This window comes from Nonomuraea phyllanthi (assembly GCF_006334985.2).
Lineage (GTDB): Bacteria > Actinomycetota > Actinomycetes > Streptosporangiales > Streptosporangiaceae > Nonomuraea > Nonomuraea phyllanthi.
The window spans coordinates 130,350-155,019 of record NZ_VDLX02000022.1; the positions used below are offsets into that span (position 1 = coordinate 130,350).

The window sequence follows — 24,670 nt, forward strand, 5'->3', positions numbered from 1 at the left end:
GTCAGTGATGGTCGACGTCATCATCGCCGGCGGTGGACCCGCCGGCCTCTTCCTGGCCTGCGAGCTGCGCCTGGCAGGGGTACGCCCCCTGGTGCTGGAACGACGCCCGCGACCCGACCTGTCGGACAAGGCGCACGGCCTGGCCGGTCAGGTCGTACGGCTGCTGGACCACCGCGGCCTGTTCGAACGCTGCGCAGGCCAGGCGGCGCCGGCGCCCGCGCCCGGGTTCTTCTTCGGCGGGCTGCCGCTGCCGCTGCACCGGCTCGGCCAGGACAACCCGATGTACCTCCTGCCGGTCGACCAGCGCGACCTCGAACGGATGCTGGACGAGCGGGCGGCCGAACTCGGCGCACAGGTCCGGCGGGGCTGGGACGTGCTGTCCTTCGGCCAGAACGACGAGCGGGTCGAGGTCGTGGCGCGCGCCCCGGGCGGGGCCGAGACGACGCTGACGGCCCGCTACCTGGTCGGCTGCGACGGCGCCCGCAGCACGATCCGCAAGCAGGCCGGCATCGCCTTCCCCGGCCTCAGCGACGACCACGTCGTCGACCGAACCGCCCTGATCGGGCCGAGCGACCGCTTCCACGTCCTGCCGGGCGGGCGGGTCGCCATCGACGGGCTCGGCGAGATCCCGGCGGCCTTCCACCGTACCGATCGAGGCGTGTTCACCCTCCTCGCGCACGACCCGCAGCGGCCGCTGGTCAACACGGCCGAATGGGAGGACCACCCGGCGGGCGACTTCCCGGGGCCGGGCGCGCCGATGACGCTGCAGGAGATGGAGCACAGCATCCAGCGGGTCCTCGGCGTGCGCCTGCCCCTGAGCGCCCCGCCCGAGGGCGCGCCCACGTTGCTGCGCCGCCAGTGCGGCCGCAACTCCCGCCTCGCCGAGCGCCTGCGCCAGGGCCACGTCTTCCTCGCCGGCGACGCCGCGCACGTGAGCCACGGCCCCACCCTGAACGCGGCGCTGCAGGACGCGGCCAACCTCGCCTGGAAACTCGCCGCCACCGTGCAGGGCTGGGCGCCGCGGGACCTGCTGGACAGCTACGAGAGCGAACGCCACGCCGCCGCCGAACGCGTCCTGCTGCACACCCAGGCCGCGACCGCGCTCATGGCGCCCGGCGGCGGCGTCACCGCGCTGCGCCGCCTCCTGGCCGAACTCCTCGACAGCCCCGACAACCTGCGCCTGGTCGCCGCGCTGCTGGCGGGCGCCGACGTCCGCCACGACATGGGCGAGGAGCGGCCCGCCGCGCCCACCGGCCGGTTCGTGCCACCCCTGGAGGTGACCACCGCTGACGGGCGCACGCGCCGCCTGGCCGAACTGCTGCGCCAGGCCCGTCCCCTGCTGCTCGACCTGACCGGCGGCGACGACCTGGCCGCCACCGCCGAGGCCTGGAGCGACCGGGTACGCCGCGTGAGCGCGACCGCCGCAGGCCAGGCCCCGGCGCCCGCCCTGCTCATCCGGCCCGACGGCTACGTCGCCTGGGCGGGCGCGGACCCCGACGGCCTGAAAGCGGCCCTCACCCGCTGGTTCAGCCCCGGCTGAGAAACCGGCTGAGGGAACCGGCTGCGGACCCTGCTGAGGATCCGGGGGCCGCGCCGGGCTGGTGCAATGGCGGGCATGAGTGTCATCCGTTCACTGGTGTTGTTCGCGTTGGCCGCGCTGTTCGAGATCGGCGGGGCATGGCTGGTGTGGCAGGGGGTGCGCGAGCAGCGGGGCCTGGTGTGGGCGGGCGCCGGGGTGATCGCGCTCGGCCTGTACGGGTTCGTCGCGACGTTGCAGCCCGATGCGTATTTCGGGCGGATCCTGGCCGCGTACGGCGGATCCTGGCCGCGTACGGCGGCGTGTTCGTGGCCGGGTCGCTGCTGTGGGGTGTGGTGGTGGACGGGTTCCGGCCGGACCGGTGGGACGTGGCCGGGGCACTGGTGTGCCTGGCGGGCGTCCTGCTCATCATGTACGCCCCGCGCGGCTGACCCCCGGGGGAGACGAGCATCACACGCGGCGGCTGTCACAGCGTGCCGGGCTGATTCGTCGTGGGAGGTGACAGGCCATCTCCGACAGGCCATCTCCGACAGGCCATCTCCGACAGGCCATCTCCGACAGGCCATCTCCGACAGGCCATCTCCGACAGGGAGCTCACGATGGACGCCCGCCTCGACCACCACGGCAACCCGGTCGCCGCCACGTTCCTCAAACACATCGTCTCGGCCGGCACGGCCGTGACAGGGTCGGCGCTGCCGGCTGGCACGCAACAGCTGGTGGCGCTGCGGACCAGCCAGATCAACGGCTGCGCCGCCTGCGTCGACATTCACACCAAGGAGGCGGCGGCGGCCGGGGAGACGCCGGTGCGGCTCCACCTGGTGGCGGCCTGGCGGGAGGCGACGGTCTTCACCGAGGCCGAGCGGGCCGCGCTGGAGTTGGCCGAGCAGGGCACCCGCCTCGCCGACGCCGCCGGCGGCGTCACCGACGAGGCCTGGGCCGGCGCCGCCGAGCACTACGAGGAGGACCAGCTGGCCGCGCTGGTGGCGCTGATCGCCCTCAACCGCCTGAACGTCATCACCCGCCAGCCCGCCGGCGACTACCGGCCCGGCCAGTTCGGATGAGCCCCACGAGCAGGGTGGGCCGGGCGCAGGAGTTCGAGGAGCTGCGGCCGCTGCTGTTCGCGATCGCCTACCGGATCCTGGCCAGCGTGAGCGAGGCCGAGGACGCGGTCCAGGAGACCTGGCTGCGCTACGAGTCCACCCCGGACGAGCCCACCTCCGCCAAGGCCTTCCTGGCGGCCGTGGTCACCCGGATCTCGATCGACGTGCTGCGCTCGGCGCGGCACCGGCGGGAGGAGTACGTGGGGGCGTGGCTGCCCGAGCCGCTGCTGAGCGACCCGTACGAGGACCCGGAGCGTTCGGCGGAGCTGGCCGACTCGGTGTCGATGGCGGCGTTGCTGCTGCTGGAGCGGCTGAGCCCGCCCGAGCGGGCGGTGTTCGTGCTGCGGGAGGTGTTCGGGTTCAGCTTCGGCGAGATCGCCTCGGCGGTGGGCCGCTCGCAGGCCGCCTGCCGCCAGCTCGCGGTGCGGGCGCGCCGCCACATGGACGCGGGCCGGCCCCGCTTCGAGGCCGACCGGCGCGAGCGGGAGGAGCTGGCCGGGCGCTTCTTCGACGCCTTCCGGGAGGGCGACGTCGACGCGCTCAGGGAACTGCTGGCGGCCGACGTCCACATGGTGGGCGACGGCGGCGGCAAGGCCCCGCAGGTGGGCAGGATCGTCGCCGGGGCCAGGAAGGTGGCCCGGGTGCTGGCCGCGGTCGTCTCGCCGCTGGAGCGGCTCGGTGTCGTGCTGGAGCCGCACGAGGTGAACGGCCAGCCGGGCGCGGTCCTGCGCGATGGGGACGGCAGGGTGGTCACCACGTTGGCGCTCGACATCCTGGACGGGCGGATCCAGACGATCCGTTCAGTGACCAACCCCGACAAGCTCGGGCATCTGGGCCCGGTGGCGGACTCCTGGGCGCTCAGCCGCGAGGCCAAACGGGCCCGCCGCCGCACCGACCGGTCGCCTGCCGCGTACCCACCACACGAGTACGTATGCGGACATGGGGGTGAATAGGTACCTATATGGGGATTTATCCCGTCTTCGGTGGTGGGGGTGGCGGAGCAAGCTGAAGACGTGCTCTGAACAGGCGTCGACACGGGGAGGGGATATCAGTGCCAGTCATGTCGCAGCCACACGTCGAGCACGGCACAGCCGGCGCCGGAGAGCCGGCGCTTCGCATGTGGTCCTGGAACGGGCTGCTGGCCCTGGGAGACAACTTGGCCGTCCGCGCCGGATGGGCAGGACAGGACCGCGCCGCGTCGTGGCTGCTGTCGGCACGCCCGTCGGCGGTGCCCAGCGCCCGCCGCATGACGGCCGTCCGGCTGAACGCATGGGGCCTGCACGAGCAGGCCGCCATCGCCGACCGGCTCGTCGGCGAGCTGGTGGGCGAGGCGCTGCGGCACGCCACCGGCAAGATCAGGCTAGCCCTGTGGGTGGAGGACGGGCTGCTGCGCAGCGAGGCCGAGGACCTCGGCGCCCGCGTCCCGCCCGCCCTGCCGCGCCACAATCCGCTGCTGGACCGGCTGGCCTGCTGCTGGGGCGTCGCCGGCCGCATCGTCTGGTTCGAACTCCTCACATCAGAACGCCACTGACCCTCGCACCGGACCCGGGAGGAAGGGAGCCGCACACCGTGCACCAGAGGAAGATCCGCATCCCCAAGCAGCCACGCCGCCCCGCCCCGAGCATGGACCTGCGCACCCCGTCAGGCCGGCCCCTGCCGTACTGATCGGGCCGTACTGACCGGGCCGGCGACGAATCAGGGCGGCGGTCAGGGTGACGGTCAGGAAAGGCCGTCCTGGCCGTCCGCGCGGGCCTGCTCGCCCACCCACACCGCGATCTGCGCCCGCGACGTGAAACCCAGCTTGGTCATGATGTGCTCCACATGCCCCTCGGCCGTGCGCTGCGCGATCACCAGGGACGCGGCGATCTCCTTGTTGGTCAGGCCCTGCGCCACCAGCTCGGCGATCTCCTTCTCCCGGCGGGTCAGCGGCGCCGCCGCCGGCTCCTCCCGGCCCGCCTGTTCGGCGCGGCCCTCCTCGCCCAGCGCGTACGCCAGAGCCTCCTCCGTCGGCATGCGCGCCCCCCGCCGCAGCGCCGCCTCGAACGCCGTCTCCCCCAGCTCCTCCCGCAGCGCCGCCCGGCACTCCTCGTGGTAACGGATCAGATGCCCGTAACCCGACAGCGGCGCCCCCACCGACGTCCACATCCCCTCCAGGACGCCCAGCAGCCGCGCGGCCCGCTGCGACCGGCCCTGACCGGCGGCGATCCAGGCCAGCACCTCGATGTTGAGCCCCGCGCCCAGCCGGTCGCCCATCACCCGGTTGAACGTCAGGCTCTCCGTCTCCAGCTCCGTCGCCCGCGCCAGGTCCCCCTGCCGCCACACCTCGACCCCCAGCGCCATCATCGTGTACGCCTTGTGCCAGGCGTCCCCATGGGCCTCGCACACCGACAGCGACTCCTCGCCCGCCGCCACGGCGCGCGAGGAGTCACCCGAGAACGAGTGGGCGAGCGTCAGCCGGATGAGCGACAGCGCGATCCCCGCCGGGTCGCCGGTGCGGCGGTGGCGGGCCAGGGCGTCCCTGTACAGCTCGATCGCGGCCGGCGTCCGCCCCTCGCACATGGCCACCATCCCGGAGAACAGCGCCACGTACGCCAGGACCGCCTCATCGCCCGCCCCTTCCCCCAGGCGGCGGGCCTCCTCCAGCATCGCCGTGGCGGCCGGGATGTCGGCCTGGATGACGGCCAGCCAGCTGGCGGCCCACAGCGCGCGGCCGCGCACCGGCTCCGGCGCGCCGCGCGAGGCCGCGTCGGCGCTCAGCGCCCGCCGCAGCCAGTCACGCCCCTCACCCAGGTAATAACTGGTGATCCAGTGATACAGCAGGTCGCCGGCCATGCCCAGCGCGGCGCCGGTCTGGGCCGGCGTGCTCAGCCAGCTGTCCAGCGCGGCCCGCAGGTTGTGGTGCTCCCGCTGCAGCCGCCCGAACCAGGCCACCTGATGCGGCCCGAACACCTCCGCCCGCGCCCGCGCGGCCAGATCGCGGTAATAACGACGGTGACGTGTCTGCAGCTCGGCCTCGGCGCCGGAGTCGGCCAGCCGCTGCCGGCCGTACTGGCGCAGCGTCTCCAGCATCCGGTACCGTACGCCGCCCGGGTGGCCTTCGCGCATCAGCACGGACTTGTCCACCAGGCCGATCACCAGATCGATGACGTCCTCCCGGGCGATGCCGTCCCCGCTGCAGACCGCCTCGGCCGCCTCCAGGTCCAGGCCGCCGGCGAACACCGAGGCCCGCTGCCACAGCAGCCGCTCGTGATCCAGGCATAGCGTGTAACTCCAATCGATCAGCGCCCGCAGCGTCTGGTGCCGGGGCAGCACCGCCCGGGACCCGGCCGTCAGCAGGCGGAACCGGTCATCCAGCCGCTGCAGCAGCTCCTCGGCCGACAGCGCCCGCAGCCGCACCGCCGCCAGCTCGATGCCCAGCGGCAACCCGTCGAGACGGCGCACGATACGGGTGACGACGTCCCGGTTGTCCTCGGTGATCTCGAACGACGGCAGCACCGCGCGGGCCCGCTCCACGAACAGCCGCACCGCGTCCTGCCGTACCAGCGCGTCCAGCGGCGGCCGCGGCTCCTCCCGGCCCGGCAGCGGCAACGGCGCCACGCTCACCGCCTGCTCGCCCGCGATGCCCAGCGCCTGCCTGCTCGTGGCCAGCACCCGCAGGTCAGGCGCGGCCTTCAGCAACGCCTCGGCCAGCACGGCGCAGTCACCGACCATGTGCTCGCAGTTGTCCAGGATGAGCAGCAGTTGCTTGTCGCGCAGGAAGCGGGTCAGCACCCGCATCGGCGGATCACCGGTGTGGTCGCGGATCTCCAGCGCCTCGGTCACGACCTGGTCCAGCATCGCCGGGCAGTCGAGCGCGCCCAGCTCCACCAGCCACACCCCGTCCCGGAAGGCCCGCCGTACCTCCACGCCCACCCGCAGCGCCAGCCGCGTCTTACCGACACCGCCCACCCCGGTCAGCGTCACCACCCTGGAGGCGGACAGCAGCTGCTTGACCTCGGCCACCTCGTGCCGACGCCCCACGAAGCTCGTCACCTCGGCAGGCAGCCCGCCGCTGGGCCGTCCCCGGCAGGTGCTGGCAGTCACCGCTGTCATTGGCGCCTTCCGCGACGCGGCCGGCGGGTCGCCATCGGACCGCATCCCACGTCGTCCCACCCAGGTTATGTCCCGGCCGTTATGGCAGACGAGCACGGTCAAGAAGCCACAACAAGTTTTGGCCGTCGCATGACGCGACGGCATCCCGCCCTTGACGACGGCCCGGCCCCGCAGCCGATTCCCGGCCATCTGTGAGAGCGCGTCGACACCTAAATCGAAGGCGGCCTCGCCCTCCGGCGAAGCCGCCCGCCTGGCGGAAACCCTCGGCACTCCCGCGCCTGCGCGCCATCGCGCGGCTTGCGCGGTGCCCTTCGTCTCAGGCGGCGCGTACCGGCGTGAGGCTGTTCCATCACCGGCCCGGTTCAGGCGGCGGCCGCCACCGCTACGGCGGGGAGGGGCAGCTCGAACCAGACGATCTTGCCGCGGCCCGTCGGCACGCTGCCCCAGCCGGACGACAGCGCCTCCACCAGGAGCAGGCCGCGCGAGCCCTCCTCGTCAACGGCCGCCGCGCGGGGGCGGGGCACCAGGGGGCTGGCGTCCTCCACCTCGCAGCGCAGCAGCCCGTCGGCCGCCGACATGCTCAGCCGTACGATCCCGCGCGCGTGCCGCACCGCGTTGATGACCAGTTCGCTGATCAGCAGCTCGGCGAACTCGCACGCCTGGTGCAGCCCCCATTCCAGGAGCTGGGCGCGGGCGGCGTGCCGGGCCTGGCGCACCGACCCGGTCCGGGGGGTGAACGTCCACGACGCCGGCGAGGTGATCATGCCGCCTGCCCGCTCAGGGCCGGGACGACGCTGCGGCCGTCGGGCAGCAGCTCACCCGTGTCGTCGAAGAACACGACCCCGTTGCACAGCAGGCCCCACCCCTGCTCGGGGTGGTAGGCCACCAGGCGCGCGGCCTGGTGGTCGATCGCGTCCGCCGGAGGGCAGGGAGGCTGATGCATGCACATGGTGCGGATCCCCCGTTCCTCACATTCAGCCGTTTCCTACACCTTCATCATGCCTCTCCACCTGCCACCAAGAGAGGTGAAAAATCCCCTCCTAGGTACCTATTTCGAGTACCTACGTAGTGGCTCCCCCCACCCGCACCGGCTGCCGCAACACCGTACGCGGCTCCGGATGGTCGAACGCCGTCACATACACCTCATGATGCGGCCCATTGGCCACCAGCCCCCGCTCCGCCATGAAAGCGTCCATCACCGCCAGCGACCGATGCTCCTCGCTGTACGGCCCCACATGAAGCAACTCCACGCACTCCCCCTCCGTGAACGTCGCCACCCGAACCCGATCCACCGCCGCCCCCGACGACCGCGACACCTCCCGCGCCCGCTCCACCACACCCGGCTCCGGCACCCCCGCCAACGGCAGCAGCAGATGCCAGCGCCACGACTCCCGCGGCACCTGCAACGCCGGCCGATCATCCTCCACCCACCACAACCCCTCCAGCGGCCCGGCGCCGCCACCCATCGCGCCCGCCACCGCATACAGCGCCCCGATGGCCGAAACATGCTCCGCCCCGCCCGGCTCCCCCACACCCGTCACGTTCAGGCACGTCACCGGCCCGTACGACACCAGCTCAGGAACGATCTCCACCGTCATGACTCCTCCAGACCGATCATCAAATGCGTCACCAGATCATCCGGCGCGGTGACCGCCGGATCCGACACGTACACCTCACGAAGCGGACCCCGCACCCCACACCGCCGCTCGGCACACCACGCAAGCAGCGCGTACGCCGTCAAGGAAATCTGGTCATAAGGCCCCACATGCGTCACAGATGCGAACCGGCCACCCCGCAGCACCCGCACCTCCGCGCCACCGGCGCCGTCCCCCTCACCCAGGACCAGCGCCACCTCCACCTCCACCACCTCCTGCAGATCCACCGGGAACAACCCGATCAACCGCACCGGAGGCTCCACCCCACCACCCAGCAACCGCGCCACCCCCGCCGACGTCGCCCGCCCCACATCCTCAACACCCGCCGCGATCTCCCGCACCACCGCCACCCGCACCGCCGGCTCACTCACCACCCGCACCGGCTCCGACGGCAACCCCTGCGCCATCACCCGCTCCAACGACGCCAACGTCCGCCGCCGACGCGCCAACTCCACCTCCAAACCCTCACGAACCCCCTCAAGCGCCCCCGCCGACCCCGACAACACCTCCCCCACCACCGCCAGCGGAACATCCAACGACCGCAACAACCCGATCGACAACGCCTCCCGCGCCTGCGAAGCCCGGTAATACCGGTAACCCGTCTCCACATCCACATACGCCGGACGCAACACCCCCAACTCGTCATAACGCCGCAACTGCTTGACGCTCAACCGGCCCAACCGCGCGAACTGCCCGATCGGCAGCAACTCCTCATCCACACCCCAAGCATGGACCCTCCCCCCGAAGGAGAGTCCACCCCCGCCACCACGACCGGCTGAACCCCCATGAACCTCCCCACAAGCCAGGCCATCAGGACCGGCATCACCACGACGAAGACGGGCAAGGCCCGGGCCGCCAGCGCGCAACATCACGGCTCCCCTCCAATCGGTGGTTCGCCGACCGGGGCCTGTCCACCTACACCCACGCCTCCGATCAGTTCTCCACCTACGGCACCAAGGTCATCGTGGTCACACACCGGGAGGCGCAGTACGTGCTGGACGACATCATGGGCAACGCCACCGATCTGCCCATCACCGAGCACGCGACCGACACGCACGGCGTGACCTTGGTCAACTTTGCCCTGTTCGACCTGGTCGGTCTGCAACTGTCGCCGCGGATGCGCGACCTCGGCAAGATCACCATGGGGCGGTTCGGCTCACGCCCGGCCACCGAGCGGGCCTGGCCGCTGGCCGGGCGGCTGCTGACCCGCCGCTTCGACCTCGACCTGATCGCCGAGCAGTTCGATGACCTGCTGCGCCTGGCCGGCTCCATCAAGTTCGGCCAGGCCACTGCGTCGCTGATCGTGGGAAAGCTGTCGGCCTCCTCCCGGCAGAACGCGATGGCGGCCGCGCTGAAGGAGTACGGCATGATCCGCCGTACTGTCTACGCCGCCCGCTACCTGTCGGACGAGGCCTACCGGCGGCGCATCGCCAGGCAGCTCAACAAGGGCGAGAGCCTGCACGCACTGCGCCGCGACCTGCGCTACGCCCACGGCGGCGCCTTCCGCAGCCCGCACCTGACCGGGCAGAGCGAACAGGCCTGGTGCCTGACCCTGCTCACCAACGCGGTCGTGACCTGGACCAGCGACTACCTGGGGCTGGCGGTAGCCGCGCTGCGGGCCGAGGGTCGCTACGTCAACGACGAGGCACTGGCCCACATCTCCCCGGCCCGCAGCGAGACGGTCAACTTCTTCGGCGCCATCAGTGTCGAGATCGACACCGAGTTGGCCAAGCTCGACGCCACCGGCTACCGCCCACTGCGCTCCTTCGAACGGGCCGTCGCCCCTCCCCCATGATGACCTGGTGTCACTTTTCGAAGTCGTCTGCACGGATGCGCGAAGGGGTCTGCACGCTGCGGGCGTGCAGACCATCTGCTGGTACTCCCGGTGACGCGATCAGCGGCTCAGACCAGGGCGCTGGCCAGCAGGAAGATCGCGGTTCCGTGGGCGAGGGCGGCCGCGATGACGCCGCTCCGTACCCGCAGGAAGGCGCAGATCAGCCCTTCGTAGAGGGTGAAGGCCAGGAGCGGCCAGCCGACGTCGGTCACGGTCGAGGCCAGGAAGGCGTGGCAGGCAGCGAACAGCAGGGCCGACAGCAACGCCGCACGAACGGCTCCGGCGTGCTGCTCCAGCCGGCCCTGCAGGAACCCGCGGAAGAGCACCTCCTCGGCGAGGTTGCCCGCCAGGCTGAAGGCCAGCAGCACCGGCAGCAGCGTGACGGCGACCGCGCCGCCCCGCGCGGCCAGCGGTGTGGGCAGGGACAGCAGCAGCGCCGGAGCGGCGGCCAGCACGCCACCGCCGATGCCCCAGGCGAGCGCGATCGGGGTGAAGCGGCCCCAGCGCACCAGTGAGCGCAGCCCGCTGTCCAGCTTCAGCACGGCGGCGGTCAGCGCCACCGTGCCGAGGCCGAACAGCAGCAGGATGCCCGCCTGGTCGGTGAAGCGCAGCCACGGCACGCCTGCCGCGGCGCCCAGGCGCCAGAACCCGAGCGGGGTCATCGCGTCCCTGATCAGGATGAAGCCGAAGATGAGGGTCAGGATGCGCAGCAGCGGGTCCCGGGCGGCGCGCGCCAGCGCGAAGCATGCGCCGATCAGCAGCAGGCCGGGCAGGATCCGGACGCTGTAGGCCAGGAGGTCGGGCAGCACGAAGACGTCTCCGTTCGTGGGAGGCGGGGAAGGGCGGGGCGATCGGCCCGCCCGTCGATGGGGGCCATGGGGGCATGGCCGTGGTCGGCGACCACGGTGCCGGTGGGGTGGTGTGTGGTGGTCAGGGGTGTGCGGAGCCGGCGGGGTCCCTGCCGGTGACGGAGAAGGGGATGACGGCGCGTACCTTGCCGCCCGCGCTGTGCTGGATCGGTTCGCCGGCGCGTTCGAGACGCACGTGGCCGAGGTGGTGGCGGGCCAGCAGGTCGCGCATGCGGGTCTCGATCTGGCGCCAGAGGGCGTTAGGGTCGGCGCCGGGGGCGGGATGCAGCCGGATGCGCAGGGCGGCCGGCGCGGTCTGGACGATCTGGAACAGCTCCAGGCCGGGCACCGCTTCCAGCAGGGTGGCCAGCGGCAGCGGGGCGAGCGTGACGGGCGTCTGTTCCCCCGCCGGGCCGGGGAAGGTGAGCAGGTCGGCGGCGCGGCCCTGGACGCGGACGGCCGGGCCGGGGTGGCCGCACGGGCACGGATCGGGCCGGAGCAGGACGCTGTCGCCGAGGTCGTAGCGCAGGGTCGGCTGGATGTGGTTGGCCAGGTTGGTCAGCAGCACGGTGTGCGAGGGCTCGCCCGCCGCCACCGGCCGGTACTGCTCGTCGACGGGTTCGAGGATGGCCCAGTCGGCGTTGAGGTGCATCCAGCTCTCCGCGCAGCCGGAGGACAGGAATGGGCACTCGTTGCAGGCGTAGCTGGTGCGCACCTTGGCCCCCAGCGCGGCCGCGATGCGCGCGTACTCGCCGACGGGCAGGCCTTCGGCGGTGAGCATCACCAGGGCCGGGTCGATGCGCAGCCGTCCGGCCTCGGCCTCGCCGGCCAGCAGCGCGCCGATGCTGGCGTAGGGGGCCAGCACCGCCGGACGGAAGGTGTTGAGCTCGGCCACCAGGTCGGCCAGCGGCTGGTGCACGCTGAAGGCGGCGACCCTGGAGCGGCCGCATAGCCGGGCGGCGGCCACGGTGGAGGCGAAATGCCCGCCCTCGGGTATCACCAGCGCCATCCGGGCGCCGCCACGCGCGATTCTGGCCGCGTCCCGCACGCTCAGCCAGCCGACCAGCATCCGCGCCATCATCGCGGAGGTCACCGCGCTCGCGCGGGCGTCTTGGAGGAAGATGCCGTGCGTGCCGGTGGTGCCGGAGGTGGTGGACAGCGTGTAGCGGCCGGCGAACGGCTGCCCGATGCGCGCCGGATCGTCGGCGAAGGCCCGCGCCTGGGCCAGGGTGACGGCCGGGTCGGTGACCCAGTCGTCGAAGGCGGCCATCAGCTCGGGCTTGCTGGTGGGCGGCAGCAGGGCCAGGTCGGCCGCGCCGGCCGGCAGGTCCCGGTACAGGTGCTGGTAGTAGGGGGAGCGGGCGCGGGCCCATGCCACGAGTTCGGTCAGGCGAGTCCGCTGCCGGGCGGCCATCGCCTGCTCGCCGCCCGCTTTGGCGGAGCGTGCGTCGGCGAGCAGCCGCAACGTCGAAATCTTCATGGTGCTGTGGTGTCCCTTCATGGCCAGGTGGTGATGGCCAGGTGATGGTCGTGGGGCCGGGCGTGGCACGACGGGCAAGGCCCGGCAGGGGTCACAGCGTCGGTGACCGGCGTCTACCGGGGTGAGACCCTGATGGCCCGAGGCGGACGATGAACGCGGGCAAGGTGAACAACGCGCAGCTCAGCAGCGGGCACAGCAGCGGGCGCGGCAGCGTTGGTGGGAACCACGTGGCGAAGTCCTTCCCGGGCGGTGGACGACCCGGCCGGGCACCCGCGGGGAGGACTCGGCCAGGCATGACTGCGTGGCCGAAGGTCTCGTCCACCGGCCGGTGACCGGTCCCCGCCGCCGGAGAACGCGAGGTTCTCAGCGTGTCGACGTGCGGGCGTTGCGGACTACTCCCCTTCGGAGTGCCCCCAATCTCCCACACATTTCGGAAATCGCGCAAGTATCGAAATATAGAGTGAGAGACAAGCCGTCGGCGCGAGACAATGGAGGAACGATGTCGACCTCCCCCGCTCCGGGCTCACCCGGAGTCGAGCACCCACCTCCGACCCCGGCGCAGCTGAGGGCGGCGGCCGAGACGTTCGCCCTGCTGGCCAGCCCGGTACGGCTGCACCTGATGTGGCTGATAACCCACGCCTCTTACGACGTCAGCACACTGGCCAGGCACGCGGGCATCAGCATCGCCACGGTCTCCCAGCACCTGGCCAAGCTCCGCCTGGCCGGCCTGATCACCGCACGCCGGGACGGCCGCCGGACCCTGTACGCGGTAGAGGACCCGCATGTGATCACGTTGATCGGCCAGATCTTCGATCACATCGCCCCCGACGGGAGCTTGGCACCCGATCCTCCCCGGTAGGCCGACCGTCGGCGGACACGGACATGCCTGCCGGCTGACGGCACCGCGCCGCCCCCGCCGGATCCCCGTGCCGGACTGGCAAGGGCAAGGTGGCCGTCCAGTACCACACCGCCCGCTTCCGGCTGGTGCCCGCGCTCGCCAAGGCGCTCACCGTGGCCACCCCACCCATCCGCAAGCCGGGCACGCTCTGGATCGAGCTGCCCCGCCCTATCGCGGCCGGCACCGAACCGGCTGGGCACGTACGCATCGGCTACGCCCGCGCCTCCACCGTCCGCCAATCCCTCAACACCCAGCTCGACGCGCTCCAGGCCGCCGGCGTCACCCGCGTCTTCGCCGAGAAGATCTCCACCCGCGCCACCACCCACCCCGAACTCGACAAGGCCATCGACCTGGCCCGCGAGCTCCGCGCGGCCGGCGTCGCGGTCACCCTCGTCGTGCACGAGCACAAACGGCTCGGCCGCGGCCTCGACCTGGCCGCCCTGGCCGAGCAACTGCGCGCCGCCGGCATCAACCTGGAATTCCTCACCGGCGAACTGCAGGGCTCGCACGACCCGTCCGGGGTGGTGTTCACCGTGCTCGCCGCGCTGTCCGGGATGGAGCGCGAGTACATTCGCGACCGCACCCTGGAAGGCCACGAATCGGCGCGCGCCCGCGGCAGGACCATCGGCGGCGCCGCTGTGACCGACGAGGCCATGCTGTCCATGGCCCTGCACCTGCGCGAGCAGAACCTCAGCTTGCGCGACATCGCGGCGAGGCTCGTCATCACCAAGGGCAAGAAGAAGGGCCAGCACCCGTCCCCGGCCACCGTCCTACGCATGCTGCGCGAACACGACGGAGCCGCCGCAGTGCCGACGACCATGGGGTGAGCGGACCCCTTCATTTCCTGCCGCGCCCACCCACAATGGGTCTTCCTCCACCGTCTCTGCTGGTCAGCCAAATGCGTTGGATGTTCGGCGGATGCTACGGAGACCCTGTACAAGATCCGTGACACAGGCGTGAACGCCCGTGTGCCACCCGTTGGGCGTCCTCCCGGGTATCACCTACCCACGCGGGTGGGCGTGTCGGAGGCCGCCGGGGGAGCATTGGTGGTCAGGCGGTGCGGCGGGCGAGCGCGGGCTCCCATCCTCCGTCGGCAGGACGCCTCCCGAGTCGCCGGCGTCGAGATCGGCGTGCGCCTGGTCCAGCTCGGCGGTCACGGCCAGACGGTGATCAACGGGGCGGGACCAACGCTCGGGTGAGGCCGGGCGTGGACACACTCGACAAGGCGGTTCAGGAGCTGGCCGACTCTCCCTTGCAGGAGAAACCCGCACTGGGCGGAAACATGGCCGTGAACATGCACCTGCCCCACGACACCCCTCAGGCCACATCAGATCTTGACTGCCCCTTCTGCGAGCGAGATTCTCATCGCAGAAGATCCAGCGACTCAACTAGGAGACAACCATGCGTAAGCTGCTCGTCGTTTTACTCGCCGCCGCTGCCACTTCGGGGCTCCTCACTGGAACCGCTTTCGCGGAGACCGTGGGCACGTTCATCCACATGACTGGCTGAGGTGGAGCAGGCCGCTCGGCAAGACGCAGGACGATCAGCATCCCACATCACAACGGGTCACCTGGCCTCGGGCGGTCGTGCTGGCATCTCCCTCGCGTGACGGCGGTGCCGTACAGGCGGGCAGCCTCGAACAGGGTGTTGAGGACATGGGCGACGTGTTCGGGGTGTGAGCTGCTGGGCCGTGCCACCAGGTCGAGGTGGCCTGATCCCAGTTCATGACTGACTTGATCATCGCCTTCTGGCGGTCCCACTCTTGCGGCTTCAGGTCGCTGTCCTTAGCTACGCAGAAGTGCAGCCACCTCCGGGAGAGAGGTGATCCCTTCGGCGGCGCGGAAGTGCCCTGCACCGGGCACGACGATTTCCTCAGCGCGCAGCAACTGGCCTAGCTCCGTGGTCAGCGACGGCGTGACGAACGTGTCGTTGTCGGAGCGAACGACGGCGCGACGCCGAATGTTCCCAGCGACGCGCGCAATATGAGGAACAGTGTTGGTGAACGGGTCCAGCTCTGGAAGTGCGGGCGCAGGGCTGACAAAGCCGGAGACCGCGATCAGGGTACTGAGGTTCCAGGTTCCGTCGAGGCGGTCGAGGGCATGGAGCGCAGTGACACAGCCGAGGCTGTGGCCGACCACAGCGGTGCGGTCGTTGGGCTCGCCAAGAACCCTCGCCGCCGCCGTGATCCAAGCCTCGGGCTCGGGAGCAGTCGAGTTCGGCAGCGCCGGGATCGCGACCTCGACTCCCTCGGGCGTCAGTTCGTCATGAAGCCACTCGAACCAGTGGCTGGACGGGGATGCCATGTAGCCGTGCAGGATGATGACTCGCTCAATGCTCACAGCGCACGCCAACGCCTCGTCGGGCAGTCGATATTCCTGCCGTCGCTACGCGCCCGATTCGTTGCTTCGTCCCAGGCGAGCGGGCAGGCCGCGCGGCATGCACGACAACGTCCGGCGGGCCCTGACCGTCGTGCTGTCCCAGCGCACCGCCGGCGACGTCATCCGCTACTCCGAGCTGTTCCCCGACGTCCGGGCCATGGACATCAGCGGGGAGCGGGTGGCCGAGGTCCTGACCGAGATGGGCGTGCTCATCGATGACCGACGTCCCTCCTTCGAAGCCTGGCTGGAGCGCAAGCTCGACGGCCTGGCCGACGGCATCCGCGCCGAGACCGAGCACTGGCTACGAACCCTGCCCCGAGGAGGCCCCCGCACCGCCGCGCGCAAGCCGGACACACACCCCACCCGGACACGGCGCCTGCTCGCAAACGCCGCCGGGCTACCGCGCCCACGAGATCGTGCACGACCCATACGTGCTGGGCCGGATGGCCGCTCGCCACGTCGACCAGGCGCTCGCCGAGCTGCGGACCGGCTACCAGACGGCGAGCGTGGACCTCAAGGCGCACCTGCCCCCGCACGTGATCGCCGACGTGCTCCAGGTTTACCGCGCCGAAGGCGCCCGGCTGACCGCCGCGGCCGCCGCCATCCCGGTGGTGACCCGGGCCCTGCGCGCCAGCCACCCCAGCCGGTAACGCGCGAGGTCACAGCCGCCACAGTTCGGCGATGCTGCGGTCGACCAGCTCGGCGTCGTCGCGCCGCGCGCCGTCCGGGTGGTGGTTCTCGCCGCACGGCCGCAGCCGTACGGCTAGGCGGCCGACGGCGCCGGGCAGCCACCGCTCCAGGTACTCGCACGCCTGGTGGCCGGCGCGTTCCTCCCCCAGGTAGGGGCGCTGGTAAGAAGCGTGTCATGAGCCCCAAACGAGCGGCTTCTCGGACGACGCCCTCACTGTGATCTTGTACGGAATCGATCATTTCTGAGACACCCTGCAGCCACAGCCCGGCCCTTGATCTTCGGCCTCGCAAGCATGTCTCATTATCCGCGTACGAAAACTATGCTTCACTGATCTCCTCCGGTACACGAACGCGGCCTTGGCGCCGCGCAGCTCCAGCAGGAACTCCACCGCCTCCAGCACGCGGGCGGCTGGTGCTGAAGACTCTGGAGCAGTCCGGTGGGGTGGAGGCGCTGGCCAGTGCGCACGAGGCGGTCTCGGCGCACCACGGCAACAACTACCTTCCGCTGCTGGAGGTGCACTACCGCTCACACCGTCCGGCGCTGTTCACCCTGGCCGAGGCGATCGAGTTGGAGGCCACCACCGCCGAGCGCAGCTCCCCGCCAGGCGATGGCGGCACCGTCGCGCCGGACGCCGTGGCGCCCGGTGGTGGTCGCGGCGCCGACGGCGCGGGATGTGTCGGAGCGGGCCGAACACCACCAGCAGCCGCTCGGACTCGGCCCGGTGCGCCTCCCGCAACGCCTCCAGAAGCTCACGGCCCTTCTTTGTGGATGGCCGCGATCCGCTTGCAGAACATCGTCACCACGTCATCGCCTCCAGCCAGACCCCGGTCGGCCCGATCGCCTCGATGTCGGCCAGCAGCGCCAGCCGCTGTTTGAACCTGCTCAGCGACGCGGCCTTGGCCACGTCCTTCAGCCGATCGAACTCGCTGCGCGAGTCACCGGGTCCACCACCAGCAACCGGGCCAGCCGCGCCGCGCGGCCCCGTCCAGCCGCCCCGCCACGGTCTGGAAGAACCCGGTGTTCACCTCGGCGCGGATCGACGCGGCCATCGCGTCCAGCGTGGTGTAGCCCGGCAGCTCGCACCGCCGCCGGACCAGCTCCTCCAGCGCCACGTTGATCAGATCGGCCGGATCGTCTTTGGACTGCACCGCCTCGCGGATCGCTTCCTCGGCGATCCGCCGGACCCGGGGCGCGTCGTACACCACGCCCAACCGCTCGCGGACGAACGCGCGATGTCGACTGGCCGACATCGGCGCCGCCCGCCGCAGCTCCACCTCTCCGGCCAGCCCCAGCACGCCACGCACATGCCCGACCACCGCCGCCGGAACGTCCTCGACCTTCGGAAATTACCCGAGCCGCTGGTAGGACTTCAGCCACACCACCAGCGCCAGCAGATGGTGCTCGTCTTGGGTCCGGCCACGAGCCCACGCCACCTCGGCCTCGGTCGGCGTGAACGCCTCGGCCAACTCTCGCGCCGACACCACCCTGGCGAACCCCGGATATGCCGTCCGATCGACCGAGGTCACCCGAAACCTCCAAGACCGCCACCAACACGACGACGATCATCCTAACGATCGGCCTTCAGGCCCCGCGGTGTCTTTCCGGCGTATTCCGGCCGTCCCCCTGCTGCGGATGCTGCGCGAACACGGCGAAGCCGCCGCAGTGTCGACGACCACGGGGTGAGCTCCGTACTCATCTCCTGCCGAGCCTTGCCGCAACATCGTCTACGTCTGTCGTTTCTGCTGATCAGGCAAATGTGTTGGATGTTCGGCGGATGCTACGGCAACCCCTACACGTGAATGCGCCAGGGCAGGCTCCACACGACACCGACACCGACGGCCGACGCGGCCCGTCTCGTCGTGGGTTTGGAATTTTGTTGAGGTGATGGGTACAGCGCTCGCCCGACGCCTTTACAATGTAGATTATTAAGCTCAAAGCCCCAGAACCGCCGCCGTCACACGCCGTGCCGTGCACGGCCGCGTCAGCAGGTCTGTCGAGTCCGACATCTGATCCACACATCCCACCACCGGCAACTCCTTGATCACCGGGTCCCCCACCGACGCCAGCAACGCCTCGGCGAACCTGTCCCCTCCGATCACCTCGAACGGCCGGTCGAAGTAGCCGCGTACCCGCTCGTCCAGCGGCTCGGCCAGCGCCGTGCGGTTCTGCAACGCCGCCACCCGGGCGTACGCGCCCGACAGCCCCTCCTGCCGCTGCCGCCACGAACGCGCCGCCACCGCAGCGCCCAGGCACTCGCCCAGCTCCGCCGAGCCCGGCAGCCGCGCCAGCGCGCTGCCCAGCCATTTGGCGTACGGCGGGTAGCGCCGGCGCAGCAACAGCGCCAGCCGCATCACGTCCCGTGCCAGCCGCGCCCCCACCACAGCCGAGCCCAGCTCATCGCCCACCTCGCCGCACCGGCCCGGAAACGCCTCCTCCTGCGCGATGCGCCGCCACTGGCAGGCCAGCACGTACCGCCACACGTCCCGCGGATACCAGCGCAACGCCTCCCGCGCCACCACCAGCCCCTCACCGGCCAGCCCGTCGTGGAACACCTCCCCCGAGGTGATCTCCGCCAGGCTCTGCCACGGCACCGACAGCCAGTCCAGCAGCGACACCCCGCCACGCGGGTCGAACCCCAGCCGCTCCACCAGCCACGACCCCAGCTCCGTCACCGTCACCCCCGGCTGCACGCTGCCGTGGTAACCGAACACGGTCGGAAACCCGAGAAACCGCTCGGGAAGGCCCGCCGTCACCGCGGCCCGTACCTCCTCCACCTGCGGCGCGGCCACGAACACCAGCACCCGGGGGCCCCAGTCGTGGTCGGCCGAGCGGGCCGTGTCGAACGCCAGGACCTCCGAACCCGGCCCGACCAGCGCGGCGTCATGCGCCACCCCGGACACCAGCGGCGCCACCACTTCGCGGTAAAAGGAACGCGACAACTCGATACCAGGTACGAAATCGCACATCACGCCGTCAACTGTGCACCCTCACCGCGCGAACCTCACCCGATTTTCCCCGCCCGCCCGGCCCCTGGTCGGGGTGCGCGGACGAACGTCGTCATGCGGCCCGAACCAGGCCGGCCTTGCAAGTACCCGTGGGGAATGGCCGGTCAATGTCCGGCTTCAGCCCTGGACCGGCCATCATCCGCATTCGACACTTGACCGCGCGATACCGCGCGGCTCGGCCCGGCGGGAAAAGCATGATGAAGTATCGGAGAAAGCCGGGCAGCGCTGGTGCTCGCCGCGATTTCGCCAGGTGTTCCGGACAGGCCGGCGGCCGGCCCTGGGTGACCTGGCCCGCGGACTTCAGGTAGATCACAAGGCACTTGGAGGTGCAGCGATGGACACATCCGCGTATGTGAAGGCCGTCGTCGAGCAGACGAGCACGTTCGCCGATGGGGTGCACGGCAGGGATGCGGCGGCCCCGGTGCCGACATGCCCGGAGTGGACGCTGGCCGATCTCGTCGACCATGTCGGCGGGACACAGCGCATGGTGGCGATGCTGGTGGGCGAGCAGATGACCGAGCCGAGCAGGGCGTTCGCCGGCCACGTCCCGGGCCCGGCCGACTCGGGCCGGTGGCGCGCCTGGCTCAGCGACGGCGCGGCCCAGGCGAGCCAGGCGTTCGCCTCGGTCTCCGATGACGCGCCGGTGTGGGACCCGTCGGGTGGCGCCGCGGGCGTGCCGTTCTGGTCACGTCGGCTGTTCGGCGAGGTGTGCGTGCATCGCGCGGACGCGGCCGCGGCGCTCGGCATGCCGTACGAGTTGGCGCCGGAGCTCGCCGTCGCGGCCATCGAGGACTGGCTGGAGACGCTGACGTCCCGCGGCTACTGGGAGAACAGGCACGGCTTCGCCGATGCGATGCGCGGAGACGGTCAGAGTCTGCACTTCCACGCGACCGACGCGCCCGGGGAGTGGGTGGCACGCCGGGAACCGGACATGGTCGCGCTGGAGCGCGCGCACACCAAGGCGGACGTCGCGGTACGCGGCCCGGCCGCCGAGCTGCTGCTCGTGATCAGCAGGCGTCGCCCCCTGGACGCTGCTCCAACGCTGGAAGTGCTGGGGGACCGGGCGCTGCTCGAGCACTGGATCGACCACATGGACTGGGTCACCAACGGCTGACCCGCGCTGCGTTGAGGTGGGCCAGCCTGTCGGGATCGGACAGGATGTCGATCGCGGCGATCTTGCCGTCGGAGATCGTGAAGCTCATGACGGAGATGAGCCGGTCGTCGATGGTGTTGACCAGGCCGGCGAGGCCGTTGACGAGCGCCGGGCGGGTGGCGGCGCTGGTGGCCATGCGCTGGAAGGTGGCGGCCTGTCCGGCCACGGCCGCGGCGCCGCGGATGACCTTCATGCCGCCGGTGAGCACGCCGCCGTCGGCGCGCAGCACCACGTCAGGATCGTGGATGGCCAGCAGCGCGTCGAAGTCGCCGCCACGTGCGGCGGCCAGGAACGCGTCCGCCACCCGGCGCTGACCGCCCAGATCAGGGTCAGGAGTCGGAGTCGCGCCACGGACGCGCCGGCGCGCACGGCTGGCGAGCTTCTTGGCCGCCACGGGGGTTCGGTCCACGATGGGCGCGATCTGCTCGAACGGCAGGCCGAACATGTCATGCAGCACGAACGCCAGCCGTTCGGCCGGGGTCAGCGACTCCAGCACGACCAGCAGCGCCAGGCCCACCGAGTCGGCCAGCAGCGCTTCCTGCTCCGGGTCGGCGGCATCCGCGCGGCTGATCACCGGATCGGGCAGGCGCTCCTCCAGCGGCTCCTCGCGCCGGGACCTGCGGGCGCGGAGCATGTCCAGGCACACCCGGCCGACCACGGTGGTCAGCCAGCCACCGAGATTGTCGATGTCACCCGAGTCCCATGGGGCGTCACCATTGCATTCCTCTCATCTCAGCCATATGTCAGACAGCTGACGCAGCAAACCCGTGAAAGGTGACCGCGGACGCACCGGTCACCTTTCCTGCGGACCATCCGTCATGCCGGCGACCGACACTCACTCATGAAGGGTTGCCGACGATGAGCAGGATGGATGTCCACGGGACGGTCGCGGACGGCTTCGAGCAGGTGCGCGAGGCGTACGCCGCCGTGGTGGCCGAGCAGGACGGCCGGGCGGGGTCGCAGCTGGCCGTGTACGCGCACGGCCGGCGGGTGGTCGACCTGTGGGCTGGGGACGAGGTGAGCTGTGACACGCTGACCGGCGTGTACTCCTCCACCAAGGGTGCCGCGACGCTGGTGGCGGCGCTGCTGGTGCAGGAGGGTGTGCTCGATCTCGACGAGCCGGTGGCCCGGCACTGGCCGGAGTTCGCCGCGGCCGGCAAGGACAGGATCACGCTGCGGGACGTGCTGACCCACCGCTCCGGCGTCATCGGCGTCGACGGCGGGCTGCCGGCGGCCGACCTGGCCGACGACGCGGTGATCGCGCGCCGCCTGGCCGGGCAGCGGCCTTACTGGCGGCCGGGTTCGGCCTACGGCTACGGCGGGTTCGTCGCGTTCGCCATGGTGAACGAGGTGATCCGGCGGGTGACCGGCCAGTCGCTGCAGCAGGTCTACGACGAGCGCATCCGGACCCCGTACGGGCTGGACCTCTACCTGGGGCTGCCCGCGGCCGAGGAGGAGCGGTTCCGGCCGATCCAGTGGTGGACGGCGACGCCGGAGCAGGAGGCCGCGTTCTGGTCGAACCTGCCCGGTCCGCACAGCATCCTCGGCATCGGCTACGGGCTCAACAGCACGCCGCCGCTGGACCAGGCGGCCTTCGCCAACACCCGCGCCGTCCGCGCCAACGGACAGGCGTCAGCCGGCGGCGTCGGCAGCGCGCGCGGCCTGGCCGGCCTGTACGCGGCGGCCGTGTGGGGCGTCGACGGGCGCCCCCCGCTGCTCAACCCGGACACCGTCGGCGAGTTCTCCATGCTGCACTCCACCGGCGCCGACCTGGTCCGCGGCGAGCAGGGCAACTACGCGGTCGGGTTCCAGGCCAAGGGTCTGCGGTACGCGTTCCTCAGCGCGAACGCGTTCGGCCACGACGGCTCGGCCGGTTCGGAGGCCTTCGCCGACCCTCGTACCGGCATCGCCTTCGGCTACACCCGACGCCGTTTCGGGTTCGGCTGGTCCTACCCCGAGCACGACCGGCTCGCCGCCGCAGTGCACAGCGCCGCCACCGCCTCCTGAGGAGCCGGCGTGACCCCTCACCCCGAAAGTCGCGGCCACACCGCCGGCATGCTCGGCGCGGGCGGCTTCCACCACCGCCCCGTCAGCCCCATGCGATCCGCCCCATGAAACCCAGGTCGATGTCAGGCTCCGGGTCGCCGGCCGCCTCCGGGTGCGTGGGCCGCGGGGAACCGCCTTGCTACCGGCGGACCTTCCGCACGTGGGTGGTGTCGGTGCCGAGGAGGGTGCCGTCGGCGCTGGTCGGCGCGATCTCCGGCACAGGGCTGCCGTGCTGGTCGACAAGGGTGGAGTGGGCCTCGCCGGGCGCGAAGGCGTGGCGTTCCCCCCACTGTCGCAGGGTCAGGATGACGGGGAAGAGGTCACGGCCGGCGTCGGTGAGCACGTACTCCTGGCGGCGGCCCGACGGTGCGGCGCGCTGGGCGAGGAGCCCGTGAGCGGTGAGCTTGCGGAGACGGTCGGTGAGGATGTTGCGGGCGATGCCGGTGCGTCGCTGGAACTCGGTGAACGATCGGGCCCCGTCCATCGCATCGCGGACGACGAGAAGGCTCCACCTGTCACCCACCAGGTCGAGCGTGCGGGCCACGGGGCAGTCGGGGTCGGTCCACTCGGCGTCCGGGGCGGGCAGGGCGGTAGTCGACATGGCATCTCCCGATGAGTTGCAGATTGAAACCATTATGCCGTACGGTCAAATTGGTTGCAATCTGCTACTTATTGGATTGGGAGTGCGATGGACGTGTGGCGGCGGTTGCTGCTCGCGGTGGTGTGCGGTGTCGCTGTGGCGAGCATCTATGCCGCGCAACCGGTTCTGCGGCCGATGGGGCGCGATCTCGGCATGTCGGCGGAACTCACCGGATGGATCGTCGCGACCGGCCAGGTCGGCTATCTGGCGGGGCTGGTGCTGCTGGTGCCGCTCGGCGACGTGGTCGACAGGCGCCGGCTCATCGCCGTGCACCTGGCGCTCACCGCGGTGGGCTCGATCCTGACGGCCTCGGCGTCAGCCGCGTGGCTGACGTTCGCGGGGCTGGCGACGGCCGGGGTGTTCGCGGTCGTCGTGCAGATCACGGTGACCTACGCCGCGTCGGTCTCGCCGCCCGCCGAACGCGGACGGAACATCGGTTTCGTGACCTCGGGCGTCGTGGTCGGCATCCTGGGCGCGCGGGTCGTCACCGGCACGCTCGCCGAGATGTGGGGCTGGCGCAGCGTCTACGCCCTGCTCGCGGTGCTGTCACTCGGGCTCGCGGCCCTCGTCCTCCTCGCGCTGCCGCCGGAGCAGCGCCCCGACCGGCCCGCGGGATACGGGCGGGCCCTCGTCGCACTCGGCGGGCTGTTCGGGCAGCGCGTCTTCCTGACGCGGGGGCTCATCGCGTTCTTCTTGTTCGCATCGTTCGGGACGCTGTGGAGCGGGCTGTCCCTGCCGCTGGCGGACGCGCCGTGGCGGATGGGCGAGACCCAGGTCGGGCTGTTCGGCATCGCCGGGCTCGCCGGCGCGCTCGGCGCGGCACGCGCGGGACGGTGGGCGGACGCGGGACGGGCCGCCCCGGTCACCGGCCTCGCGCTCACCCTGCTCATCCTCTCCTGGGCGGCGACAGCGCAACTGCCGTGGTCACTGGGGCTGCTCGTCGCCGGAATCGTGCTGCTCGACCTCGCGGTCCAGGCCGTACACGTGAGCAACCAGCACCTGCTCACGGCCGCGTATCCGGACCGCACCAGCAGCGTCATCGGCGGCTACATGGTCTTCTACTCGCTCGGCTCCGCCCTCGGCGCGGCCGCCACCACCGCCGTCTTCACCGCGCACGGGTGGGCGGGCTCCAGTCTCCTCGGAGCCGGATTCGCGGCCTGCGCGCTGGCCGTCTGGGCGGCCGACAGGCGGCTGCCCCTCGTCGGCGCGAACCCCCGATCCGGGCAGGCGGGCGCGCGCCATGCGCGGCAGGAAGCGCGATCGACGTCGAGGTGAACGGGGTCCCGGCGCGGTGCCGTCCCGCTGGTTCCCGC

Annotated in this window: 22 protein-coding genes and 3 pseudogenes; 13 read left to right on the forward strand and 12 right to left on the reverse strand. The window is 71.5% G+C overall.

The features are described from left to right. Positions 1-7 precede the first annotated feature (7 nt). The 5 genes and pseudogenes from FH608_RS41985 (at position 8) to FH608_RS42005 (ending at position 4,168) form a co-directional block, all read left to right on the forward strand. The gene (locus FH608_RS41985; protein ID WP_139636349.1) at positions 8-1,540 is read left to right on the forward strand and encodes an FAD-dependent monooxygenase; all 1,533 of its coding nucleotides are present in this window, start codon (positions 8-10) and stop codon (positions 1,538-1,540) included. Between the two features lie 75 nt (positions 1,541-1,615). Further along, positions 1,616-1,968: pseudogene (locus FH608_RS41990) on the forward strand (YnfA family protein). Positions 1,969-2,136: 168 nt separating this feature from the next. Further along, complete coding sequence (locus FH608_RS41995) at positions 2,137-2,598, forward strand: carboxymuconolactone decarboxylase family protein (protein WP_139636351.1); 462 nt, start codon at positions 2,137-2,139, stop codon at positions 2,596-2,598. Next, the gene (locus FH608_RS42000; RefSeq protein ID WP_394367735.1) at positions 2,595-3,590 is read left to right on the forward strand and encodes an RNA polymerase sigma-70 factor; all 996 of its coding nucleotides are present in this window, start codon (positions 2,595-2,597) and stop codon (positions 3,588-3,590) included. Before FH608_RS41995 ends, FH608_RS42000 begins: the two co-directional genes overlap by 4 nt. A gap of 107 nt (positions 3,591-3,697) precedes the next feature. After that, positions 3,698-4,168: an ATP-binding protein gene (locus FH608_RS42005; protein WP_139636353.1), complete on the forward strand. Its 471-nt coding sequence runs from the start codon at positions 3,698-3,700 to the stop codon at positions 4,166-4,168. A 188-nt stretch (positions 4,169-4,356) separates the two neighbouring features. Here FH608_RS42005 and FH608_RS42010 read toward each other — a convergent pair whose 3' ends face one another. The 5 genes from FH608_RS42010 to FH608_RS54010 form a co-directional block, all read right to left on the reverse strand. Next, on the reverse strand, positions 4,357-6,729 hold the full coding sequence (locus FH608_RS42010) for an ATP-binding protein (protein WP_139636355.1): 2,373 nt from the start codon (positions 6,727-6,729) through the stop codon (positions 4,357-4,359). A gap of 362 nt (positions 6,730-7,091) precedes the next feature. Beyond that, positions 7,092-7,493: an ATP-binding protein gene (locus FH608_RS42015; RefSeq protein WP_139636357.1), complete on the reverse strand. Its 402-nt coding sequence runs from the start codon at positions 7,491-7,493 to the stop codon at positions 7,092-7,094. After that, a complete protein-coding gene (locus tag FH608_RS42020; RefSeq protein ID WP_139636359.1) occupies positions 7,490-7,678 on the reverse strand; it encodes a DUF5999 family protein in 189 nt (62 codons plus the stop codon). Before FH608_RS42020 ends, FH608_RS42015 begins: the two co-directional genes overlap by 4 nt. Before the next feature lie 112 nt (positions 7,679-7,790). After that, positions 7,791-8,321: a GyrI-like domain-containing protein gene (locus tag FH608_RS42025; protein ID WP_193318930.1), complete on the reverse strand. Its 531-nt coding sequence runs from the start codon at positions 8,319-8,321 to the stop codon at positions 7,791-7,793. A 2-nt stretch (positions 8,322-8,323) separates the two neighbouring features. Then, positions 8,324-9,103: a MerR family transcriptional regulator gene (locus FH608_RS54010; RefSeq protein WP_264372949.1), complete on the reverse strand. Its 780-nt coding sequence runs from the start codon at positions 9,101-9,103 to the stop codon at positions 8,324-8,326. 56 nt (positions 9,104-9,159) lie between these two features. Here FH608_RS54010 and FH608_RS42035 point away from each other — a divergent pair, with 56 nt between their 5' ends. Beyond that, positions 9,160-10,179: a transposase gene (locus tag FH608_RS42035; RefSeq protein WP_226900393.1), complete on the forward strand. Its 1,020-nt coding sequence runs from the start codon at positions 9,160-9,162 to the stop codon at positions 10,177-10,179. A 107-nt stretch (positions 10,180-10,286) separates the two neighbouring features. On the opposite strand, the gene FH608_RS42040 is transcribed toward FH608_RS42035, so the two are convergent. Both FH608_RS42040 and FH608_RS42045 read right to left on the reverse strand, forming a co-directional pair. Beyond that, positions 10,287-11,027, reverse strand: a complete 741-nt coding sequence (locus FH608_RS42040; RefSeq protein ID WP_226900383.1) for a CPBP family glutamic-type intramembrane protease — start codon at positions 11,025-11,027, stop codon at positions 10,287-10,289. Between the two features lie 121 nt (positions 11,028-11,148). Beyond that, complete coding sequence (locus FH608_RS42045) at positions 11,149-12,546, reverse strand: phenylacetate--CoA ligase family protein (RefSeq protein WP_139636366.1); 1,398 nt, start codon at positions 12,544-12,546, stop codon at positions 11,149-11,151. Positions 12,547-13,045: 499 nt separating this feature from the next. On the opposite strand from FH608_RS42045, the gene FH608_RS42050 reads away from it, so the two are divergent. The 3 genes and pseudogenes from FH608_RS42050 to FH608_RS42055 all read left to right on the forward strand — a co-directional run bounded on the left by FH608_RS42050 (position 13,046) and on the right by FH608_RS42055 (position 14,271). Continuing rightward, on the forward strand, positions 13,046-13,405 hold the full coding sequence (locus tag FH608_RS42050) for an ArsR/SmtB family transcription factor (RefSeq protein ID WP_139636368.1): 360 nt from the start codon (positions 13,046-13,048) through the stop codon (positions 13,403-13,405). Between the two features lie 62 nt (positions 13,406-13,467). Further along, positions 13,468-13,557 (forward strand): annotated as a pseudogene (locus FH608_RS54765) (zinc finger domain-containing protein); the annotation flags it as partial. Then, the gene (locus FH608_RS42055) at positions 13,558-14,271 is read left to right on the forward strand and encodes a recombinase family protein (protein WP_455430076.1); all 714 of its coding nucleotides are present in this window, start codon (positions 13,558-13,560) and stop codon (positions 14,269-14,271) included. Between the two features lie 957 nt (positions 14,272-15,228). On the opposite strand, the gene FH608_RS42060 is transcribed toward FH608_RS42055, so the two are convergent. Next, on the reverse strand, positions 15,229-15,783 hold the full coding sequence (locus tag FH608_RS42060; protein ID WP_139636371.1) for an RBBP9/YdeN family alpha/beta hydrolase: 555 nt from the start codon (positions 15,781-15,783) through the stop codon (positions 15,229-15,231). 455 nt (positions 15,784-16,238) lie between these two features. Between FH608_RS42060 and FH608_RS42065 the strand changes: the two genes are divergently transcribed. Continuing rightward, complete coding sequence (locus FH608_RS42065) at positions 16,239-16,472, forward strand: hypothetical protein (RefSeq protein ID WP_139636374.1); 234 nt, start codon at positions 16,239-16,241, stop codon at positions 16,470-16,472. A gap of 976 nt (positions 16,473-17,448) precedes the next feature. Here the strand turns inward: FH608_RS42065 and FH608_RS53380 are convergent. Then, a pseudogene (locus FH608_RS53380) lies at positions 17,449-18,039 on the reverse strand (DUF4158 domain-containing protein). 405 nt (positions 18,040-18,444) lie between these two features. After that, positions 18,445-19,452, reverse strand: coding sequence for a DUF4037 domain-containing protein (locus tag FH608_RS42085; protein ID WP_226900384.1), 1,008 nt, complete (start codon positions 19,450-19,452; stop codon positions 18,445-18,447). A 400-nt stretch (positions 19,453-19,852) separates the two neighbouring features. Here FH608_RS42085 and FH608_RS42090 point away from each other — a divergent pair, with 400 nt between their 5' ends. Beyond that, the gene (locus FH608_RS42090; RefSeq protein WP_139636382.1) at positions 19,853-20,632 is read left to right on the forward strand and encodes a maleylpyruvate isomerase family mycothiol-dependent enzyme; all 780 of its coding nucleotides are present in this window, start codon (positions 19,853-19,855) and stop codon (positions 20,630-20,632) included. On the opposite strand, the gene FH608_RS42095 is transcribed toward FH608_RS42090, so the two are convergent. Next, on the reverse strand, positions 20,619-21,329 hold the full coding sequence (locus FH608_RS42095) for a sigma factor-like helix-turn-helix DNA-binding protein (protein ID WP_226900385.1): 711 nt from the start codon (positions 21,327-21,329) through the stop codon (positions 20,619-20,621). The two genes, FH608_RS42090 and FH608_RS42095, sit on opposite strands and share 14 nt — an antisense overlap. Positions 21,330-21,529: 200 nt before the next feature. Here FH608_RS42095 and FH608_RS42100 point away from each other — a divergent pair, with 200 nt between their 5' ends. Next, positions 21,530-22,678, forward strand: coding sequence for a serine hydrolase domain-containing protein (locus tag FH608_RS42100; protein WP_139636384.1), 1,149 nt, complete (start codon positions 21,530-21,532; stop codon positions 22,676-22,678). 178 nt (positions 22,679-22,856) lie between these two features. On the opposite strand, the gene FH608_RS42105 is transcribed toward FH608_RS42100, so the two are convergent. After that, positions 22,857-23,318, reverse strand: a complete 462-nt coding sequence (locus FH608_RS42105; protein ID WP_139636385.1) for a winged helix-turn-helix transcriptional regulator — start codon at positions 23,316-23,318, stop codon at positions 22,857-22,859. Positions 23,319-23,405: 87 nt separating this feature from the next. Between FH608_RS42105 and FH608_RS42110 the strand changes: the two genes are divergently transcribed. Beyond that, positions 23,406-24,632, forward strand: a complete 1,227-nt coding sequence (locus FH608_RS42110; protein ID WP_139636387.1) for an MFS transporter — start codon at positions 23,406-23,408, stop codon at positions 24,630-24,632. Positions 24,633-24,670 lie beyond the last annotated feature (38 nt).

Coding starts and splice junctions, on each gene's coding strand:
- FH608_RS41985 (WP_139636349.1), top strand. CDS start 8: ATGGTCGACGTCATCATCGCCGGCGGTGGACCCGCCGGCCTCTTCCTG.
- FH608_RS41995 (WP_139636351.1), top strand. CDS start 2,137: ATGGACGCCCGCCTCGACCACCACGGCAACCCGGTCGCCGCCACGTTC.
- FH608_RS42000 (WP_394367735.1), top strand. CDS start 2,595: ATGAGCCCCACGAGCAGGGTGGGCCGGGCGCAGGAGTTCGAGGAGCTG.
- FH608_RS42005 (WP_139636353.1), top strand. CDS start 3,698: ATGTCGCAGCCACACGTCGAGCACGGCACAGCCGGCGCCGGAGAGCCG.
- FH608_RS42010 (WP_139636355.1), bottom strand. CDS start 6,729: ATGACAGCGGTGACTGCCAGCACCTGCCGGGGACGGCCCAGCGGCGGG.
- FH608_RS42015 (WP_139636357.1), bottom strand. CDS start 7,493: ATGATCACCTCGCCGGCGTCGTGGACGTTCACCCCCCGGACCGGGTCG.
- FH608_RS42020 (WP_139636359.1), bottom strand. CDS start 7,678: ATGTGCATGCATCAGCCTCCCTGCCCTCCGGCGGACGCGATCGACCAC.
- FH608_RS42045 (WP_139636366.1), bottom strand. CDS start 12,546: ATGAAGATTTCGACGTTGCGGCTGCTCGCCGACGCACGCTCCGCCAAA.
- FH608_RS42050 (WP_139636368.1), top strand. CDS start 13,046: ATGTCGACCTCCCCCGCTCCGGGCTCACCCGGAGTCGAGCACCCACCT.
- FH608_RS42090 (WP_139636382.1), top strand. CDS start 19,853: ATGGACACATCCGCGTATGTGAAGGCCGTCGTCGAGCAGACGAGCACG.
- FH608_RS42100 (WP_139636384.1), top strand. CDS start 21,530: ATGAGCAGGATGGATGTCCACGGGACGGTCGCGGACGGCTTCGAGCAG.
- FH608_RS42105 (WP_139636385.1), bottom strand. CDS start 23,318: ATGTCGACTACCGCCCTGCCCGCCCCGGACGCCGAGTGGACCGACCCC.
- FH608_RS42110 (WP_139636387.1), top strand. CDS start 23,406: ATGGACGTGTGGCGGCGGTTGCTGCTCGCGGTGGTGTGCGGTGTCGCT.